At 70.3% G+C, this 18503-nt stretch carries 17 protein-coding genes and 1 tRNA gene; 12 read left to right on the forward strand and 6 right to left on the reverse strand.

Annotation, left to right across the window (positions count from 1 at the left end; all coding sequences use genetic code 11):
• Positions 1 to 18 precede the first annotated feature (18 nt).
• The 4 genes from ITJ62_RS15840 to ITJ62_RS15855 form a co-directional block, all read right to left on the reverse strand.
• Complete coding sequence (locus ITJ62_RS15840) at positions 19 to 651, reverse strand: hypothetical protein (RefSeq protein ID WP_194604106.1); 633 nt, start codon at positions 649 to 651, stop codon at positions 19 to 21.
• Between the two features lie 181 nt (positions 652 to 832).
• A complete protein-coding gene (locus ITJ62_RS15845) occupies positions 833 to 1438 on the reverse strand; it encodes a hypothetical protein (RefSeq protein WP_194604110.1) in 606 nt (201 codons plus the stop codon).
• On the reverse strand, positions 1435 to 2832 hold the full coding sequence (locus tag ITJ62_RS15850) for a hypothetical protein (protein WP_194604113.1): 1398 nt from the start codon (positions 2830 to 2832) through the stop codon (positions 1435 to 1437). The genes ITJ62_RS15845 and ITJ62_RS15850 overlap by 4 nt, the downstream gene beginning before the upstream one ends.
• Positions 2829 to 3125 (reverse strand): hypothetical protein, encoded by a 297-nt coding sequence (locus ITJ62_RS15855; protein ID WP_194604116.1) that lies wholly within the window; start codon positions 3123 to 3125, stop codon positions 2829 to 2831. The genes ITJ62_RS15850 and ITJ62_RS15855 overlap by 4 nt, the downstream gene beginning before the upstream one ends.
• A 139-nt stretch (positions 3126 to 3264) precedes the next feature.
• Here ITJ62_RS15855 and ITJ62_RS15860 point away from each other — a divergent pair, with 139 nt between their 5' ends.
• Together ITJ62_RS15860 and recR are read left to right on the forward strand one after the other, a co-directional pair.
• Positions 3265 to 5832, forward strand: a complete 2568-nt coding sequence (locus ITJ62_RS15860; RefSeq protein WP_194604119.1) for a DNA polymerase III subunit gamma and tau — start codon at positions 3265 to 3267, stop codon at positions 5830 to 5832.
• A 3-nt stretch (positions 5833 to 5835) separates the two neighbouring features.
• Positions 5836 to 6435 (forward strand): recombination mediator RecR, encoded by a 600-nt coding sequence (gene recR / locus ITJ62_RS15865; RefSeq protein ID WP_056014479.1) that lies wholly within the window; start codon positions 5836 to 5838, stop codon positions 6433 to 6435.
• Between the two features lie 130 nt (positions 6436 to 6565).
• Here recR and ITJ62_RS15870 read toward each other — a convergent pair whose 3' ends face one another.
• On the reverse strand, positions 6566 to 7318 hold the full coding sequence (locus ITJ62_RS15870; RefSeq protein ID WP_064296091.1) for a GNAT family N-acetyltransferase: 753 nt from the start codon (positions 7316 to 7318) through the stop codon (positions 6566 to 6568).
• A gap of 212 nt (positions 7319 to 7530) precedes the next feature.
• On the opposite strand from ITJ62_RS15870, the gene ITJ62_RS15875 reads away from it, so the two are divergent.
• From ITJ62_RS15875 to ITJ62_RS15900, 6 genes are all read left to right on the forward strand, one after another.
• Positions 7531 to 8817: an aspartate kinase gene (locus ITJ62_RS15875; protein ID WP_064296092.1), complete on the forward strand. Its 1287-nt coding sequence runs from the start codon at positions 7531 to 7533 to the stop codon at positions 8815 to 8817.
• A gap of 112 nt (positions 8818 to 8929) precedes the next feature.
• Entirely contained in the window at positions 8930 to 9997 is a 1068-nt protein-coding gene (locus tag ITJ62_RS15880; protein WP_194604122.1) for an aspartate-semialdehyde dehydrogenase, read from the forward strand.
• Positions 9998 to 10031: 34 nt separating this feature from the next.
• A complete protein-coding gene (locus ITJ62_RS15885; RefSeq protein ID WP_194604125.1) occupies positions 10032 to 10763 on the forward strand; it encodes an SGNH/GDSL hydrolase family protein in 732 nt (243 codons plus the stop codon).
• Positions 10764 to 10877: 114 nt separating this feature from the next.
• Positions 10878 to 12344: a malate:quinone oxidoreductase gene (locus ITJ62_RS15890; protein WP_194604128.1), complete on the forward strand. Its 1467-nt coding sequence runs from the start codon at positions 10878 to 10880 to the stop codon at positions 12342 to 12344.
• A 72-nt stretch (positions 12345 to 12416) separates the two neighbouring features.
• Positions 12417 to 13064 carry a thymidine kinase gene (locus tag ITJ62_RS15895; protein WP_194604131.1) on the forward strand — a complete coding sequence of 216 codons (648 nt, stop codon included), beginning with the start codon at positions 12417 to 12419 and terminating at the stop codon, positions 13062 to 13064.
• Positions 13061 to 14371 (forward strand): UDP-glucose/GDP-mannose dehydrogenase family protein, encoded by a 1311-nt coding sequence (locus ITJ62_RS15900; RefSeq protein WP_194604135.1) that lies wholly within the window; start codon positions 13061 to 13063, stop codon positions 14369 to 14371. The genes ITJ62_RS15895 and ITJ62_RS15900 overlap by 4 nt, the downstream gene beginning before the upstream one ends.
• Here ITJ62_RS15900 and ITJ62_RS15905 read toward each other — a convergent pair.
• On the reverse strand, positions 14347 to 14784 hold the full coding sequence (locus ITJ62_RS15905) for a VanZ family protein (RefSeq protein ID WP_194604139.1): 438 nt from the start codon (positions 14782 to 14784) through the stop codon (positions 14347 to 14349). The genes ITJ62_RS15900 and ITJ62_RS15905 overlap by 25 nt on opposite strands.
• Positions 14785 to 14963: 179 nt before the next feature.
• On the opposite strand from ITJ62_RS15905, the gene ITJ62_RS15910 reads away from it, so the two are divergent.
• The 4 genes from ITJ62_RS15910 to ITJ62_RS15925 all read left to right on the forward strand — a co-directional run bounded on the left by ITJ62_RS15910 (position 14964) and on the right by ITJ62_RS15925 (position 18441).
• A complete protein-coding gene (locus tag ITJ62_RS15910; protein WP_194604142.1) occupies positions 14964 to 16763 on the forward strand; it encodes a DUF4012 domain-containing protein in 1800 nt (599 codons plus the stop codon).
• A gap of 123 nt (positions 16764 to 16886) precedes the next feature.
• On the forward strand, positions 16887 to 17432 hold the full coding sequence (locus ITJ62_RS15915) for a hypothetical protein (RefSeq protein ID WP_064296099.1): 546 nt from the start codon (positions 16887 to 16889) through the stop codon (positions 17430 to 17432).
• A gap of 272 nt (positions 17433 to 17704) precedes the next feature.
• The gene (locus ITJ62_RS15920; RefSeq protein ID WP_194604145.1) at positions 17705 to 18244 is read left to right on the forward strand and encodes a hypothetical protein; all 540 of its coding nucleotides are present in this window, start codon (positions 17705 to 17707) and stop codon (positions 18242 to 18244) included.
• A 123-nt stretch (positions 18245 to 18367) separates the two neighbouring features.
• Positions 18368 to 18441 (forward strand) — tRNA-Pro (locus ITJ62_RS15925).
• Positions 18442 to 18503: the final 62 nt, after the last annotated feature.

An 18503-nucleotide genomic window follows, 5' to 3' on the forward strand; every position in this document is an offset into this window, starting at 1 on the left:
ACGATCCGGTCGGGCGGCTCAGCGGGGCGGTTCCTCCCACTGGAAGGTGTGGATGATCGCGTCGACGAGCGTCACGAGAACCTCGACCGTCGATGGCGGGAGGCGTTCGTCGCCGACCCGGCCGAGCACCGTCGCACTGACGATGAGCGCGAGGTCGCGTTCGCGTTCGGGCGAGACCGGGATGAAGTGGTCGACTCGGATGAGGTCGGCGGTCGTGCCGGCTTCGTCGGTCTGTTCCCGGCGCACCCGGAGGTGGCGGGTCGCGGGCAGCTCGCCGAGGAGGTCGGCGCGGCGTTCGGAGCGATCAGCGCCTCCCTCCGCCGAGGCCCATCCGGTGGGGAGCCCGCCGGACGCGTACTCGAACCGTTCCTCGGTACCGGGCCGTGCGATCACGATGTTCGCCGGGATGATGGCGCCGGCACGAGGGGCGACCGGCAGCAGGATGTCGACGCCGCCGCTCGCGACGGTTCGACCTCGGAGCGAACGCAACTGCTGACGGAGGACGGGGCGGAGCTTGGCCAGGGCGGCCCGCCCGGCGGTGGGTCCGTCGTCCGGAACCAGTCTGGCGACGGCGGCCTCCACACTCTCCGAAGCAGCCAGATACCCCCATCCGGCTGGGAGGACGAACCGGTAGCGACGACCAGCGCTCACGAGCCCACCCCGCAGTGACGAGCGGCCGACCGCTCGGCGAGGTACGCGAACCCCCGGCCGACAGCCATGCACCCGACGCCGGTCCAGACGGCTACACCGAGGTCGTGGGGCCGGGCGAACCGTGTCCGCCGCGGAACCGCTCGGACCCCCGCGCCGTTCGGACGGGAGGGTCGCGTCGAACTCATGAGTCGACGACCTGCTCGTCGACCTGCAACGCCTGTGCCAATGCATCGAACTCGGGTCGCAGTCGCTCCATCAGCCCGAGGTCGAAGTCGGCGTAGTACAGCGACACCCAACAGGTGGGGAGGGTCCAGCCGTACGAGCGCACCGCGGAGAGCGTTTGGTCGGCGTTCCGCTGGTGCATGATCGCGGTGATGCCCTCACCGAGGTGGGCCGACACGAACGGTTCGACGACAGGTGGGCCCTCGAGACCCGGGGTGTCGAGCTGCATGAACTGCTCGAGACTCCGGTACGTCCCCACGCGGCTGTCGTGCACCTCGATGCGGGCGATGCGCGCCGGGCGGCTGAGGTCGGGGGCGTAGGCGACCGTCCAATGAGCGCCGATGCTGTCCCGGCTCCTCGACATCTCGATGAGGTCGTCGCGGAGCGCGGCTCGTTTCACGAAGGCGAACCCTGATCGGCGTGCGACACGCTTCGCCGTGGCGTCCGCCCAACCCCGGGGGCCGTCGAACCCCTCGTAGGGCCAGGCGTGCGGAACCCAGATCCAGCGGTCGAGGTCGACGCCGTCGAGGCGCACGGTGATCACGGACGGGGTCGGTGCGCTCATCCCTGACCGTCCGTGCCCGTGCCGGTGCCTGGCACGGTCGGGTTCGTCGGGCCGTAGGTCTGACCGCCGGGGACGACCGGCGAGGAGCCCGGCAAGGTGAGAGCGTAGGGGCCTGCGGTGGGTGGCGGCTGCACGCCGGTCCCGTTGCCGCCACCGCCGAACACGGTGGACGGCGTGCCGAAGTCGGGCACCAATGGGTCGAGGCGGTACTCGTCCGGCGGGACGTACTGCGAGTCGCCCGGGTGCCACCCCTCCTGGTGCGCGTTCGGCGCCTGGTCGTTCGGGGTGAGGTCGGGCAGCAGGGACGGCGTCCCCGCGGTGATGTTCTTGCCTGCCTCCAGCCCGATGGAGGCGAAGATGTCGACCTGGTTCTCGAGGTAGAACTCGACGGCGGCCTTCTGTGTCTCTCCACCGCGCCCTGCGGCATCGACGAAGCGGTTGGTGGTCGGCGTCGTGCCGGAGACACGGGGGACGCCGGCGAGGGAACCGGGCCCGGTCGTCGGCACGTCCATGTTGCGGAGGGCCTTCGCGATCGGGCCCTTGAGGAACTTCGAGAAGGGGAGGAGTCCGATCGCGTCCCACATCAACTGGTTCTCGAGGCCTTTCTCCCCCGACAGCATCGCGCCGCCGGTCATCAGGCCCATGAGTCCGGCGATGCCGACACCCGCTGCTCCGATCACGGCGACTCCTGCGACGACGAAGGCAGGGAGCCCGAAACCCGCGGTCCCGATCGTGGCGAGGACCAGGCCGGCGACCGAGACGACGGCCACGATCCCGACGATCCACTTGCCCACCTCCGAGAGGACGTCGTAGAGCCCCTTGCCCCAGTCGTCCCACCAGGTGTCGTTCATGCCGTCGCCGTCGACGGCCGTGGTGATCATCGAGGCGGCGGTGCGTCCAGCGTTCTCGGCGCGGATCTGTGCGTTCTCGAGGTCGACCTGCGCCTGCCCCTGCGCGATGCGGGCCGCCTCCAAGCGGTACCAGGCGGTATCGGAGGCGGTCTTCGTCTCCGCGGCATCGGTGGCGGCCGGGTCGTGGGCCGCCGTGTCCGCGGCCTCCCACTTCGTCAGGTAGTCGCTGTTCGCGCTCGCGTGCTCGGTCTCCGCGGCCTCCGCCGCGGCGATCGCGTCGCGCTCGGACTGCTGGGCTGCCTCGAGCTCGTCGGCGTAGAACGTGAGCGCCTCGTGGACCGCACGGTACCGGGGCTCGGTGAGCGCGATGTTCTCCCCGAGGTACTGCGCGTTGTCGTGGTACTCGATTACCGCGATGCTCGTCTGTTCGCCCAGTTCCAGCGACTGCAGCTGCGCGGAGGCCTCGACGATGGTGTCGGCGATCCCGCCGTAGGTTGTGGCCCAGGTACGGATGGAACCGGGGTCGCCGGCGATCGGGCTCATCCTTCGTCTCCGTCTCCGCCGGCGGCCGCGGCCTGATCGGATTCCCAGCTTTCGAAGTGGTCGGCGATCGCCGTGCCCATCCCGTTCAAGGTGGTGATCGCCTCCGAGAACTCCGAGCGCCTGGTGTCCCAGCCGCTCGCGAACTCCTGCAGCGTCCGAGCGAGGAGCTCGTGGGGGATCACGTCTGCGGCCGACGCGGTGTGCTTCTCCGCGGCGTCGAACTCGCCCTGGATGACGGCGAGGTTGGCTGTCGTGTCCCTGATGAGGGCCGTGTCGACCGAGAACTGTTCCATCGGTTCCTCTCTGGTGGCGCTGACCATTCTAGGAAGCCACTGGGACGGCCTCGATGGGGAGAACTCCCCACCGGGCGGAGCCGACCGGTCCTGCCGGGAAACCGGCTTCGATGTCGGGGGCGACGGCTACCATTGGTGGGTGGTCACAGCTCTGTATCGCCGGTATCGGCCCGAGACGTTCGCCGACTTGATCGGTCAGGCGCAGGTGACCGATCCCCTCATGACGGCCCTGCGCACCAACCGCGTCAACCACGCGTATTTGTTCAGTGGTCCACGTGGTTGTGGCAAGACGACGTCCGCGCGCATCCTCGCCCGCTGCCTCAACTGCGCCGAGGGCCCGACCGACACCCCGTGCGGCGTCTGCGCGAGCTGCGTCGACCTCTCCCGCGACGGCTCCGGCTCGCTCGACGTCGTCGAGATCGACGCGGCCAGCCACAACGGCGTAGACGACGCCCGCGACCTCCGCGAGCGCGCGATCTTCGCGCCCGCGCGCGACCGCTACAAGATCTTCATCCTCGACGAGGCGCACATGGTCACCCCGCAGGGGTTCAACGCCCTGCTGAAGATCGTCGAGGAGCCGCCGGAGCACGTGAAGTTCATCTTCGCGACGACCGAGCCCGACAAGGTGATCGGCACGATTCGCTCCCGAACCCACCACTACCCGTTCCGGCTCATCCCGCCGGCGCAGATGCTCGACTACGTCCAGCAGCTGTGCGAGAGCGAGCACGTGGGTGTCGAGGCCGGCGTGCTGCCGCTCGTCGTCCGGGCCGGTGGCGGTTCCGCCCGCGACACGCTGTCCCTGCTCGACCAGCTGATGGCCGGGTCCGAGGGCGACTCCGTCGACTACGAGCGCGCGGTCGCCCTGCTCGGCTACACCCACACGGCCCTGCTCGACGAAGTGGTCGACGCCCTGGCCGCCCGCGACTCCGGTGCCGCCTTCAGCACCGTCGACCGCGTCATCCAGACCGGCCAAGACCCACGCCGCTTCGTCGACGACCTGCTCGAGCGACTCCGCGACCTCATCGTCGTGGCCGCCACGGGCGAGAACGCGGCGGCGGTCCTCCGCGGGCTCCCGCAGGACGAACTCGACAAGATGCTCGCCCAGGCGCGGGCGTTCGGCATCGCCGAGCTGTCCCGCACGGCCGACGTCGTGAACGAGGCGCTCACCCAGATGACGGGCGCGACGTCGCCCAGGCTCCACCTCGAGCTCATGATGGCGCGCATCCTCGTGCCCGCAGCCGACGACTCCGCTCGTGGTGCATTGGCCCGGGTGGAGCGGCTCGAGCGTCGCATCGGTGTCGACGGTGCTGCCGCCGAGGGCGGTCAGGCCGCGGTCTCGGCGCAGCCCGTGGTCGCCGACCGCGCTCCGGCTCCTGCCGCCGCGGCCCCCGTGAGCACGGCGGCGAGCTCCGCCCCGTCCACCGCGTCCGCACCTTCCGGCCAGTCCGCGGCCCCCGACCGTCGACCGGCGCAGGAGCCCGACCCGGCGCAGACCACCGCACCGACCCCCGCAGCCCCTCGCGTCGGCCCGGTCACCCTGCAGCACATCCGCGACGCCTGGCCCGAGATCGTGGCGCGGGTCGAGAAGGCCGACCGCAAGGCCTGGATGATCGTCGTCAACACCCAGGTCGGCGGGTACTCGGACGACGACGTCCTCACGCTCGTCTTCGCGAACAACAGCGACCTCAACGACTTCAAGGCACGACACGCGCCCGGCACCGGTGTCGCGGAGGTCCTGCGCACGGCGGTCCTCGACGTCCTCGGCGTGCGGGTGAAGTACCTCGCCAAGGTGGCCGGTGCCGACGAGCCGCCGGCACCGCGCGCCGCTGCGCCCGCCACCGGCACTCCGTCATCGGAGTCGTCCGCCTGGTCGACCCCGAGCCTGCCGCAGACCGTCCCAGCCCCCGCAGCCCCGTCGTCGTCAGACAGCAGCGGCGGGTCGGGATCCCGCTCGTCGTGGCCCACCGTCGCACCTGCCGGTGGCGAGCCGGCTTCCGCCGCACCGGCAGACGCCGAGTCGTCGGCTGCCACGCCAGCGCCACCCGCGTCCTCGGTCGCCGCCCCGGCCGAGGAGCAGACCTCCGTCTCCGCCTCCTCGTGGGCGACGGTCGCGCCGCCGGCCGACGAGCCCGAGCCGTCCCCGGTCCCTGAGCCTGTCGAAGGGCCCACGTCCGCGCCCGAGCCCGCTTCGGCGGCCCGGCCGTCTCCGGTCCCTGAGCCTGTCGAAGGGCAGCCCGGGCGACCCGCGGGGTCCGGAGCCCCGGAGGCGCCAGCCAGCTCACCCGCGCCGCGCCAGCCGTCGACCCCGCCGCGCCAGCAGGCACCCGCCCGAGGCCCGTCCAACGGCGACGCGCTCGGCTCGCGCACGGTCACCTGGGACGTCGTCTCCATCCCGTCCGACGACGACGCACCGCCGCCGGACGACGAGCCGCCGTACCCCGACCCGTTCGAGTCGTCGGCTCCTACTCCAGCCCCGTCGGCCGGCGCGCCATCGGCAGCGCCCGTCGGCTCCCCGCAGGCCGAGACGCCTTCGGCCCCGGTCGCCGAGCAGCGCCCGCAGCCCCCGGTCCGGATGCGCCAGGCGCCCCCGGTGCCGACGTCCCACCCCGCCGGCGACAACCGGTACGGCGAGAGCGTCGTCCGCGAGCTCCTCGGCGCGACATTCATCGAGGAGCAGCCGCACGAGCCGCGCTCCGGAGGGCGGTAGGCCATGTACGAGGGAATCGTCCAAGATCTGATCGACGAGTTCGGGCGGCTGCCCGGCATCGGTCCGAAGTCGGCGCAGCGCATCGCGTTCCACATCCTCCAGACGGAGTCGTTCGACGTGTCGAAGCTCGCCGAGCTGCTCACCGTCGTCCGCGAGAAGGTCAAGTTCTGCGAGATCTGCGGCAACATCTCCGAGCAGAACCTTTGCAGTGTGTGCCGCGACCCGCGTCGCAACCCGGCCCTGATCTGCGTCGTCGAGGAGCCGAAGGACGTCGTCGCCATCGAGCGCACGCGTGAGTTCCGCGGCTTCTACCACGTGCTCGGCGGCGCGATCAGTCCGATCGACGGCGTCGGCCCCGATGACCTGAACATCCGTCGCCTCATGCAGCGCCTCGCCGACGGCACCGTCACCGAGGTCATCATCGCGACCGACCCGAACCTCGAGGGGGAGGCCACCGCCACCTACCTCAGCCGGCTGCTCCTCCCGATGGGCATCCGCATCACGCGCCTCGCCTCCGGCCTCCCCGTCGGCGGCGACCTCGAGTACGCCGACGAGGTCACCCTCGGTCGTGCCTTCGAGGGTCGCACCGTCGTCAGCGGCTGACACCCCGCCCCGTCGTCCGCCCCTCCGCCCCTTTTTTCCATCGGTCCTTTCTCAGGAGTCGTCCGGTGTGTCGGGGCTGGTGGGTTCCGCCGTGCCGACGGACTCCTGAGTTGGGGCAGCCGGGCGCGCCTCAGGCGTCGGCGGAGGGCGCCGGCCACTCGGCGACCACCGGACGGGCCGACAGCTGCCGGCCGATCGCGGAGAAGCCGAGCTTGCGGGCGACGGCGCGTGAGCCGGGGTTCGTGTCGGCGGCCCGCCACTGGGGGAGAAGCCCGGCCGCGAGGGCATGCTCGACCGCGGTCGACGCGAGTCGGGTCGCGAGACCGGTCCCGCGAGCCTCCGGGGCGGTCAACGCCGTCACGTGCGCGACGCCCAACGGCCACGACCGGTATCCGGCGACGGCGAGGACCCGACCGTGCTCGCGCACCGAGAACAGCGGCGAGGTGATGCCGAAGATCCCGCTCTCCGAAGCCTCGTCGTCGCCGACCTTCGACAGCAACGACTCGATGGCGGGGTCACTCGCCTTGCTCGCCACCACGTCGATCTCCTCGGCCGGTCGGAACCGCCCGGGCAGGAGGTAGTCGAGCGTCGCCGGCCCGAGGACCTCGGCGACCTGCACGCGCGAGCGGAGGAACTCGACCGTCCCGACGCTCCTCGGTGATTCGTCCTCGATGGCGAGTCGCCTGGCGGTGTCCTCGTCGGGCACGATCGCGAGGGCGCTCCCGTCGATCTCGACGACGCCGATCCATCCGGGCGGGCACGCCATCGAGCCGGCGTTCACGACGACGGCGACGCGGCCGGCGGAGAATCGCGCGGTCGGCGAGGCGAGCCCCTGCCAGAGGCGTCGCACCGTCGCGAGCACCCGCGCGTCTTCCTGCTGCATAGGCCAACCCTACCGAGGCCCACCCGCCTCCCCACCGCAGGAGATCGGCGCGACAGCAGGACCGAACGGGCCGAAGCGTCCTGCTGCGGGGCGGATCTCCTGCCCCGGAGCGGGTGAGGGTGCCCTTCGTCACATGAACGGCGCGGAATGCCCGGATGGGTAGGATGATCGCTGGGCCGCTCGTGCCCGCACCGACTTCCCCAGGAGATCCGATGGCATTGATCGTGCAGAAGTTCGGCGGGTCCTCCGTCGCGGACGCCGAGAGCATCAAGCGCGTGGCGAAGCGCATCGTGGAGACCCGCAAGGCGGGCAACGAGGTCGTCGTCGCCGTCTCGGCGATGGGCGACACGACCGACGAACTGCTCGACCTCGCCCACGAGGTCACGCCCATCCCGGCGCCCCGCGAACTCGACATGCTGCTGTCCAGCGGCGAGCGCATCTCGATGGCACTCCTCGCGATGGCGATCAGCAGCATGGGCTACGTCGCACGCTCCTTCACCGGCAGCCAGGCCGGCATGATCACCGACGCCCAGCACGGCGCCGCGCGCATCGTCGACGTCACCCCCGTGCGCCTGCGCGAGGCTCTCGACGACGGCGCCATCGTCATCGTCGCCGGCTTCCAGGGCTTCAACCGCGACACCCGCGACATCACCACGCTCGGTCGTGGCGGCTCCGACACCACGGCCGTCGCGCTCGCCGCAGCCCTCGACGCCGACGTCTGCGAGATCTACACCGACGTCGACGGCATCTTCACCTCCGACCCCCGCGTCGTCCCGAAAGCCAGGAAGATCGACCGCATCTCCAGCGAGGAGATGCTGGAGCTCGCGGCCTCGGGCGCCAAGGTCCTCTACATCCGCGCCGTCGAGTACGCACGCCGCCACGGCGTGACGCTCCACGTCCGGTCGTCCTTCAACAACAACGAAGGCACGCTCGTCCTCAACGACGCGGGCCGCAACAACCCAGGAGCAGGTGAGGCACCCATGGAGCAGCCCATCGTCGCCGGAGTCGCGACCGACCTCAGCGAAGCCAAGATCACCGTCGTCGGTGTCCCCGACCTGCCGGGCAAGGCGGCGGAGATCTTCACGATCGTCGCGAAGTCGGGCGGCAACGTCGACATGATCGTCCAGAACGTGTCGACCGCCGTCTCCGGCGTCACCGACATCTCGTTCACCCTGCCGAAGCCCGAGGCGCAGCAGGTCCTCCGCGCGCTCGCGGCTGAGCAGGAGCGGGTGGGTTTCTCGGCCATCCAGCACGACGACCAGATCGGCAAGCTCGCCCTCGTCGGTGCCGGCATGCGCACGAACACCGGCGTCTCGGCGAAGCTCTTCGAGGCGCTCAGCGCAGCGGGCATCAACATCGAGATGATCTCCACCAGCGAGATCCGCATCTCGGTCGTGACGCGCGCCGACACCCTCAACAAGGCCGCCAACGTGGTCCACTCCGCGTTCGGTCTCGACGGCGAGGACGAAGCCGTCGTCCACGGTGGCACCGGCCGCTGAGCCCGCCCTTCGGCAGGCTCAGGAACCAAGCCGACCGAGGACCGACGGGCGCGATCCCGCCGATCCTGATGCAAGATGGTTCACAACAACCCCTGAAACCAGAGGAATCCCCATGAGCAACGGTGTACGTGTCGGTGTCGTCGGAGCGACCGGTCAGGTGGGCAAGGTCATGCGCCGCCTGCTGGAGGAACGAGAGTTCCCGATCAGCGAGATCCGCTTCTTCGCGACGGCGCGCTCGGCGGGCACGACGCTCCCGTTCCGTGGCCAGGACATCGTGGTCGAGGACGTCGAGACGGCCGACCCGAGCGGCATCGACATCGCCCTGTTCTCGGCCGGCGCGACCGGCTCCCGCACGCAGGCTCCGCGGTTCGCGGCTGCGGGTGCGCTCGTCATCGACAACTCGAGCGCGTGGCGGATGGACCCCGAGGTCCCGCTCGTCGTCAGCGAGGTGAACCCGCACGCCATCAAGGACGCGGTCAAGGGCATCGTCGCGAACCCCAACTGCACGACCATGGCGGCCATGCCGGTCCTCAAGGTCCTCGACGCCGAGGCTGGGCTCACGCGCCTCATCGTCAACACCTACCAGGCCGTCTCCGGGTCCGGGCTCGCCGGTGCGGCTGAACTCGCCGGTCAGATCGAGGCCGCGGTCGCTCAGGGCGACCTCACCCGACTCGTCCACGACGGTTCCGCGATCGACTTCCCGGCGCCCGAGAAGTACGTCGCCCCGATCGCCTTCGACGTCATCCCGCTCGCCGGCTCGATCGTCGACGACGGACTGGGCGAGACCGACGAGGAGAAGAAGCTCCGCAACGAGAGCCGGAAGATCCTCGAGCTCCCCGAGCTGCTCGTGTCGGGTACCTGCGTGCGCGTGCCCGTGTTCACCGGCCACTCGCTGTCGATCAACGCCGAGTTCTCGCGCGACCTGTCGCCGGAACGTGCGATCGAGCTGCTCAGCGACGCTCCGGGCGTCCAGCTGTCTGAGGTGCCGACGCCACTCGAGGCCGCCGGTGCGGACCCGTCGTTCGTGGGGCGCATCCGTCCGGATCAGAGCGCCCCGGCCGGCAAGGGCCTCGCGCTGTTCATCTCGAACGACAACCTCCGCAAGGGTGCCGCCCTCAACGCGGTGCAGATCGCCGAGCTCGTCGCCGCCGAGCTGCTCGCACAGCCCGCAGCGGTCTGACCGGCCTTCCCTCCACCCGATCGGGGACGACGACATGGCCCGCCAGCGACCACGCCTGCGCCGACGGTGGTTGGCCGCGTTCATCGCGGCCGCCATCGCCGTCACCGCGGTGATCACCGTGAGTGGCCTGCGCGCTGACGTCCAGCAGACGACGGTCGCCCGCGCCGACGCCGCCGGCTCCGAGGTCGCCGTCGGACCGCTCGTGGCCTTCTACGGCGACTCGTACACGAAGGGCTCGGCAGCGTCGTCGCCGGCCGCCCGCTGGTCCTCGCTCGTCGCGCAGGCCGAGGGCTGGACGGAGTACAACGCCGGTTACCCGGGACTCGGCTTCGTCCGCAAGCGCGACAAGGTCGGCGATGTCACGGCCGACGTCATCGCGCAGCACCCCGAGGTCCTCATCGTCGCGCTCGGCATCAACGACAACTTCGAGTGGACCGGCAACGAGCAGGCGATCCAGGAGGCGATCCTGCCGGAGTTCCAGCGGCTGCGCGACGGGCTGCCCGGTACCCGCATCATCGTGGTGGAGCCCTGGTGGTACACCGCTGAGCGACCGGCCTCCGTCGAGCAGATCATCGGGTGGGTGCACGACGCCGCCGACACCATCGGGGCCGACTACATCTCCGGGGCGTCGCACTGGCTGGACGAGGACCCGGCGACGTGGATCTCATCCGACGGCCTCCACCCGAGCGACGCCGGGTATGCGCACCTCGCGCAGCGCATGCTCGAGGAGCTCGACGCCCTCACCCCTGCGCTCCCCGGACGCTGACCCGGCGGTCGGGCAGCCGGGCGAAGTGTCTCGACATCGAGCGATCTCACGGCACGCGATCAGCGACAGCACGCGGGTGGAGAGCTCGGGCCTCGCCGCGACTAGACTGCTCTGGTGACCGAAACCATCGACGTAGCCCTCATTGGTGGTGGCATCATGAGCGCCACGCTCGCCGCCCTCATCCACCAGGTGCAGCCTGACTGGAAGGTCGAGGTGTACGAGCGCCTGAGCGACGTCGCACTCGAGAGCTCCAACCCCTGGAACAACGCCGGGACGGGCCACGCCGCGCTGTGCGAGCTCAACTACATGCCACAGGACGCCCACGGCCACGTCGACCCGGCGAAGGCCATCGGCATCAACGAGCAGTTCCAGCTCAGCCGTCAGTTCTGGTCGCACCTCGTCGAGGAGGGTCTGCTCGGCGCACCCGACACCTTCATCAACCCGACCCCGCACATGACGTTCGTGCGCGGCGACAAGGACGTCGAATACCTGCGGAAGCGCTACGAGGCGCTGAAGGATCAGCCGCTCTTCGCCGGCATCGAGTTCTCGGAGGACCCGGCCGTCATCGCCGAGTGGGCCCCGCTCCTCATCAACCGTCGTGCCGTCGGCGAACGCATCGCGGCCACCCGGATCACCGCGGGCACCGACGTCGACTTCGGTTCGCTCACGCACAAGCTCTTCGGCGCAGCGCCGAACGCCCACGTCCGCACCAACCACGAGGTGCGGTCGCTCAAGCGGCTGAAGGACGGCACCTGGCGCATCCGTGGCCGCCAGACGCTCGGACGGTCACCGATGGAGATCAACGCCCGCTTCGTCTTCGTCGGCGCCGGCGGATGGGCGCTCAAGCTGCTGCAGAAGTCCGGCATCCCGGAGATCAAGGGCTACGGCGTCTTCCCCATCGGTGGGCAGTTCCTCCGCACCGACAACCCCGCGGTCGTCTCCAAGCACCAGGCCAAGGTCTACAGCCAGGCCTCGGTGGGGGCCCCGCCGATGTCGGTCCCGCACCTCGACACCCGCGTCGTCGACGGTCAGGCGAGCCTCCTCTTCGGCCCGTACGCGACGTTCAGCCCGAAGTTCCTCAAGCGCGGATCGATGCTCGACCTCGTCACGCAGGTCCGCCCGCACAACCTGCTCCCGATGCTGGCGGTCGCCAAGGACAACCCGAGTCTCATCACGTACCTCATCGGGCAGCTCCTGCAGTCCCGCAAGCAGAAGATGGACAGCCTCCGCGAGTTCCTGCCGACGGCCAAGGACGAGGACTGGTACCTCATCGAGGCCGGGCAGCGCGCCCAGGTGATGAAGAAGGACAAGGCCAAGGGCGGGGTCCTGCAGTTCGGCACCGAGGTCATCACGGGTGCGGACGGCACGATCGCGGGACTGCTGGGCGCTTCTCCCGGCGCGTCGACGGCCGTGCCGATCATGCTCGACGTCCTGCGCAAGTGCTTCCCCGACCGGATGACCGCGTGGGAGCCGAGGCTCCGCGAGATGATCCCGACCTACGGCTCGACCCTGAACGACGTCCCCGAGACGGCCGCGAAGGTCCTCGGGAGCACCGCCGAGGCCCTCGACATCTCGCTGTAGCCGCGGCTCGGGTGCTCGCCCGGCCCGTCGTCGGATGCGACAGGTGCAGCTTGGGAACCCTAAGCTTGCCTGGTGGCGAAACTGTACTTCCGATACGGGGCGATGAACTCCGGCAAGAGCACCGCCTTGCTCCAGGCGGCGTTCAACTACGAGGAGCGCGGCCACCGCGTCCTCCTCGCCAAGCCCTCGCTCGACACGAAGGGCGACGCCGCCATCGTCAGTCGCCTCGGCGTGACCCGCGACGCCGACTTCCTGCTCGGTCCTGACGACGACACCGTCCGGGTCTTCGCGGAGCACCGTCGCCGGGTCGTCCAGGAGACCGGCGAGGACGTCAGCTGCCTGCTCGTCGACGAAGCCCAGTTCCTCCACGGCGAGCAGGTGGACGACCTGCTGCGCATCGCGCTGCTCGAGGGCATCCCGGTCCTCGCCTACGGCATCCGGACCGACTTCCAGACCGTCGCGTTCCCCGGGAGCCGCCGCCTCCTCGAGGTGGCCCACAGCCTCGAGGAACTCAAGACGATCTGTCGGTGCGGTCGGAAGGCGATCTTCAACGGCCGTCGGTTCGGCGACACCTTCGTGTTCGACGGCGACCAGGTCGCCATCGACGGCACCACCGTCACCTATGAATCGCTCTGCGGCGTCTGCTACCTGCAGGAGTCCGGCGGTCGCCTGTCCAGCACGCCCACCGCACCTCCCATCAGCGAAGGATCACACGCATGAAGCTCTCCGTCATCGGCTGCGGCTACCTGGGGGCCGTGCACGCGGCCGCCATGGCATCGATCGGGCACGAGGTCGTCGGCATCGACGTCGATCCGGCCAAGATCGAGGCGCTCGCCGCCGGACGCTCGCCGATCTTCGAGCCCGGCCTGCCGGAGCTGCTGCTGGCCGGCGTCGAGTCAGGCCACCTGCGGTTCAGCACGGACATGGCCGACGCGGCCGGGGCCACCATGCACTTCGTCGCGGTCGGCACGCCGCAGAAGGCCGGCTCCAACGCGGCCGACCTGCGCTACGTGGACGCCGCGGTGACGGCACTGCTGCCGCACCTGTCGGCCGGTGACGTCGTCGTCGGCAAGTCGACCGTCCCCGTCGGCACCGCTGCGCGCCTGGCGGAACTCGTCGCCCCGACCGGCGCAGTGCTCGCCTGGAACCCCGAGTTCCTGCGGGAAGGCTTCGCCGTGCAGGACACCATCGCGCCCGACCGACTCGTGTACGGGCTGCCGCCGGCTCCCGAGGACGCCGCCGTCGCGCGAGCCGCCTTCGACGAGGTCTACGCCCAGGCGCTCTCGACCGGTACGCCGCTCGTCGCCACCGGGTACTCGACCGCGGAGCTCGTGAAGGTCGCCGCGAACGCGTTCCTCGCCACGAAGATCTCCTTCATCAACGCGATGGCGGAGATCGCCGAGGTCACCGACGCCGACGTCACGGAGCTCGCCGACGCGATCGGCTACGACGCCCGGATCGGTCGCCGCTTCCTCAACGCCGGTGTCGGGTTCGGCGGCGGCTGCCTGCCGAAGGACATCCGCGCCTTCACCGCTCGCGCCGAGGAGCTCGGCCGTGGGGAGTCGGTGGCGTTCCTGAAGGAGGTCGACGCGATCAACCTTCGTCGTCGTCAGCGCGTCATCGACCTCGTCGTCGAGGAGCTCGGCGGGAGCGCCTACCAGAAGCGGGTCGCAGTACTCGGGCTCGCCTTCAAGCCCGACAGCGACGACGTCCGCGACTCGCCGGCCCTCGACGTCGCCGTCGGCCTCAACGGACTGGGTGCGAAGGTGCTCGCCTTCGATCCGGAAGCCGTCCCCAACGCGCGTCGGCTCCACCCGCAGCTGACGTTCGCGGACTCGGCCGAGCAGGCGGTGACGGATGCGGACATCGTCGTCGTCGTGACCGAGTGGAAGGCGTTCCGCGCCCTGGACCCCTCGGCCGTCGCCGAGTTGACCGCCGGCAAGACGATCGTGGACGGACGCAACTGCCTCGACGTGGACGCCTGGCGGGGCGCCGGCTGGCGTTACGTCGGTCTCGGTCGTCCGTGACCGGTGACGAGTAGCCGGACGACGAGCACGATCGTCGCGCCGAGCAGCCCTCCGGCCGCGTTGGCGTAGACGTCGGCGATCGTCGCGACGCGTTCGGGGAGCAGGGTCTGTCCGAGCTCGATCGCGACCGAGAACAGGGTCGTCGTCAGCGGTGCGATCCACCAGAGCCGCAACGGCAGCTCCAGAGCGAGCAGGGCGCCGAGCGGGATGAACAGCACGACGTTCGCGGCCGATTCGATGAAGCGGTAGTCGAACCAGGTCGGGGCACCCGCGGCCTGCAAGCGATCGAGGATCGCCAGCAGCGTCGTCCGGCCGTCGGCGTCGACGGGTGTCGGCCAGAACGCGATGCCGAGCATGACGCACAGGCAGAGCAGCAGCAGGATCCCGATCACGATGCGCGGCGTGCGGGTCATCTGCGGTGCGGCTCCAGATCGGTCGACGAGGGTGCTGACAGCACCTCGCAATCGTAGGCCATGAGCGGCGGTGAGCCCGGTTGCCGCGTGCGCCGTCCACCCCTGAAAGGGGGCGTGCACCGACCCTCGGCGGCCGTCATCCGACGGTTAGGCTGTGCCTACCCGAACAAGGAGCACTCTTGGCTGACCCACGCCCGGCGACGGCCGGTATCCGCCTGCCCGGCCGCCGGCGTTCACGGCTGTGGTGGATCGCACTCGCCGTCCTCCTCGTCGTCCTCGCGCTCGGAGCATGGCTCGGCGTCCGGGCGTCCCTGGCGAAGAACGCGCTCGAGGCCGCCCAGTCGGAGGCGAAGTCGCTCCAGTCGGCCGTGCTGAAGGGTGACGCGAGCGGCACCGCGGCCACGCAGCGTGCCCTCACGACGCACACCGGCGAGGCGGTGTCGCTGACGAGTGATCCCATCTGGCGGGCGGCCGAGGCGGTCCCGTTCCTCGGCGTGAACTTCTCCGCGGTGCGACAGGCTGCCGCTGCGACCGACGACGTCGCGGTCGAAGTCGTGCCGAAGGTCGTCGAGATCGCCGATCAGGTGAACCTGTCGTCCCTGCTCCCCGGGGACGGCTCGATCGCGACGGAGCCGCTCCGCGCCGTCGCGCCGACCGTGGCCGACGCGGCTGCAGCGGCTGACACCATCGCCGGGCGCGTGGACACGATCGGCACGGACGGTGCGCTGCCGGTGGTCGCCGACGCCGTCGAGAAGCTCACCCGCACGATCACCGGTGCATCCACGATGCTCGACACCGCGGCGCGGGCCACGGCGCTCCTGCCGGACATGGCGGGAGGGGCCGGGCCTCGGAACATCATGGTGATGATCCAGAACAACGCGGAGCTGCGCTCGAGTGGCGGCATCGCCGGGGCGGTGGCCCTCATCCATGCGGAGAACGGCGTCATCTCCTTCGTCGGCACCCGGGGGAGCGACGACTTCTCCGGATTCCCCGCCCCCGTACTCCCGCTCACCCCGTTCGAGCAGAACGTCTACACCGACAACCTCGGCCGGTACATCCAGGACACCAACCTCACGGTCGACTTCAGTCGCACCGGCGAGCTCGCCGCAGCCATGGGGACCCAGGTGTTCGGCGTGCCCATCGACACCGTGATCGCCGTCGACCCCTACGTCCTCGCACACCTGCTGGAGGCGACCGGGCCCGTCGCCCTCCCCGACGGCACCGAGCTCACCGCCGACAACGCGGTGAAGACGCTGCTGAGCGACGTCTACGCCCGGTTCCCGGACCGGCTCGTGCAGGACGCGTTCTTCGCCGCGGTCTCGGGCGCGGTGTTCGAGGGCATGATCGCCCGCTCGCCCGACCCAGCCGCGCTCGTCCAGGCCCTGTCCGAGTCCGGCGCGGAGAACCGTCTCCACGTGTGGAGTGCGGTCCCCGCCGAGCAGGCGTTGATCGCCCAGACGACCCTCGCGGGGATCCCGCCGGCGACCGACGACGCGGCCGTCTACACCGGGGTCTACCTCGAAGACCTCACCCGCGCCAAGATGGACTACTACCTGGAGACGAAGGTCGACATCCGCGACGCCCGGTGCACGAAGCAGGGTGCGGAATACGTCGTCGCCGTCACCCTGACGTCCACCGCGCCGGCGGACGCTGCGACCTCTCTGCCGGACTACGTGACCGCGGGCGGGCGTTTCGGCACCCCCGCGGGAGACATCGCGACGCGCGTCGTGATCCACGGTCCGCTCGGCGCGACCCTGCTCGGTGCGAGCGACGGCGAGGACCTGCCGGTCAAGGCCGTGACCGACCCGAACGGTCGTCTCTACGCCCAGACCGACGTGACCCTCACTCCGGGGGCGACAACGGAACTCATCTTCACGGTGCTCGCTCCGAAGGCCTCCGACGTACCCCCAAACCTGGTCACAACCCCCGGAATCACGGGCAAAACGACCATTTCAGCCTTCCCTCGGTGCGGCTCCTGACATAGCATGACAACACCTCAGGAAGCCACGCACCCGAATTCGTGACCCTGGGGAACCTCGCGCGGACGCCCACCCGAAATCGGCGGACGCAGGGGGTATTCGACGTTCCTTGGGGATATCAACATGAAGCGCACCCTTGCCCTAGCATCGCTCTGCCTCCTGGCAGTCTTCGCGGCCCCGACCGCCGCGAGTGCAGCGACCGACTCGTCCACCTACGGCCCTGCCGGCTGTGCGACCCTCACACCGGTGTCGGTGACCCAGGGGGAGTCGACCGTCTTCCGCTGCGACGGCACCTTCGACCCCGGCACTCCGGTGACGGTCACGGTCGCCGGGCCCGGCTGCAGCATTCCCGCTGCGAAGCCGAACACCGCCGGCGCGACCGAGCAGGCCGCCGAGCAGAGCGCCGTGCCGACGTCCGGCACGTTCAGCGCCGACGCCGCCCGTGCGTTCGCGGTGACGATCGAGACCAGCAAGACCGCCTCCGGCACCTGCATGGTCACGGCGACTCAGGGCGCGACCACGGAGAGCGCCTCGTTCCAGGTCTCGGAGCGCGAGTTCGCCTCGACCGGCTTCGACGGTGGAGCCCTGCCGTGGATCGGTGGAGGCCTCCTCGTCGTCGGTGCCGGCGTCGTCGGCGCGATGGCGATCCGTCGCCGCAAGACGGCCTGATCCGTCGGTCGGGATGCGTGGTCCGGGCGGTCGTCCGCTCGGACCACGACCTGACACCGTCCTCGCCCGACATGGCGCCAGACGGACAGGCCTTACCCCCAAAGGTGGTCACATCCGCGGAATTCCGCGGTTTTCCAGCCCTGGTGAGATGACGGCTGCCCTAGCATGATGACGGCCATGGAGGCCACGAGTGAACAGCGCTCGGCTCCAGGCCCTGTCCGCATGTCGCATCACGCAGCGCATGCGCCATCCGCACACCTAGGGGCCCGCACATGAAACGAACTCTCTCCGCCGCCGCACTCGTCGTCCTCGCCATCGTCGCACTGCCCACCGCAGCCAACGCACTCGAGGGCGACAGCTACGGTCCAGGCAGCTGCAACTCGATCACGCCGGCGAGCGTCGCGCGCGGCGCGGCGGTCTCGTACTCGTGCTCGGACTTCTGGGCCGCGAACCAGACGGTGTCGATCACCATCGACTCCTCCGCGGCCGGCGTCTCCGCTCGCACGCTGTCGACCGTCGCCGACGCGGCCGGCGACATCCAGGTCTCCATCGACACGGCTGCGGACCCCGCAGGCACCTACACGCTGACCGCGACCCAGGGCGCCGTGACCGACTCGTCCGACTTCACCGTCCTGGACCCCGCGGACGCCGCTGCGGCCGCCGCATCAGCCTCCGACCCGTCTGCCGGGGGCAACGCCCTCGCCGACACCGGGTTCGCCGGTACCGCACTCCCATGGGTCGCCGGCGGGCTCCTCGCCGTCGGTGCCGCCGCGCTCGGTACCGTGATGGTGCGTCGCCGCCAGCAGGCGTGAGATCACGGATCGGCCGGGCGGCAATGGCGGCGCCCGGCCGATCCGGTCCGGGATCCACCGATTCCAGGAAGTGGCGAACAGCCGCTGAAAAATCGGCTATCCTAGACAAGGCCTTCGGGCCATCGGGGTGTGGCGCAGTTTGGTAGCGCGCTTCGTTCGGGACGAAGAGGTCGTGGGTTCAAATCCCGCTACCCCGACAGTACAAGCCCGGTCAGACGAGAAATTGTCTGACCGGGCTTCTCTGTTTCCCCGGGCTGGC

Source organism: Plantibacter sp. VKM Ac-2876, assembly GCF_015350715.1.
Taxonomy (GTDB): Bacteria; Actinomycetota; Actinomycetes; order Actinomycetales; family Microbacteriaceae; genus Plantibacter; species Plantibacter auratus.

Bases quoted from the DNA above. Each gene is read 5' to 3' on its own strand.
- ITJ62_RS15855 (WP_194604116.1), bottom strand. From the start codon at position 3,125: ATGGAACAGTTCTCGGTCGACACGGCCCTCATCAGGGACACGACAGCC.
- ITJ62_RS15885 (WP_194604125.1), top strand. From the start codon at position 10,032: ATGGCCCGCCAGCGACCACGCCTGCGCCGACGGTGGTTGGCCGCGTTC.
- ITJ62_RS15845 (WP_194604110.1), bottom strand. From the start codon at position 1,438: ATGAGCGCACCGACCCCGTCCGTGATCACCGTGCGCCTCGACGGCGTC.
- ITJ62_RS15915 (WP_064296099.1), top strand. From the start codon at position 16,887: ATGAAGCGCACCCTTGCCCTAGCATCGCTCTGCCTCCTGGCAGTCTTC.
- recR (WP_056014479.1), top strand. From the start codon at position 5,836: ATGTACGAGGGAATCGTCCAAGATCTGATCGACGAGTTCGGGCGGCTG.
- ITJ62_RS15850 (WP_194604113.1), bottom strand. From the start codon at position 2,832: ATGAGCCCGATCGCCGGCGACCCCGGTTCCATCCGTACCTGGGCCACA.
- ITJ62_RS15905 (WP_194604139.1), bottom strand. From the start codon at position 14,784: ATGACCCGCACGCCGCGCATCGTGATCGGGATCCTGCTGCTGCTCTGC.
- ITJ62_RS15870 (WP_064296091.1), bottom strand. From the start codon at position 7,318: ATGCAGCAGGAAGACGCGCGGGTGCTCGCGACGGTGCGACGCCTCTGG.
- ITJ62_RS15880 (WP_194604122.1), top strand. From the start codon at position 8,930: ATGAGCAACGGTGTACGTGTCGGTGTCGTCGGAGCGACCGGTCAGGTG.
- ITJ62_RS15875 (WP_064296092.1), top strand. From the start codon at position 7,531: ATGGCATTGATCGTGCAGAAGTTCGGCGGGTCCTCCGTCGCGGACGCC.
- ITJ62_RS15900 (WP_194604135.1), top strand. From the start codon at position 13,061: ATGAAGCTCTCCGTCATCGGCTGCGGCTACCTGGGGGCCGTGCACGCG.
- ITJ62_RS15920 (WP_194604145.1), top strand. From the start codon at position 17,705: ATGAAACGAACTCTCTCCGCCGCCGCACTCGTCGTCCTCGCCATCGTC.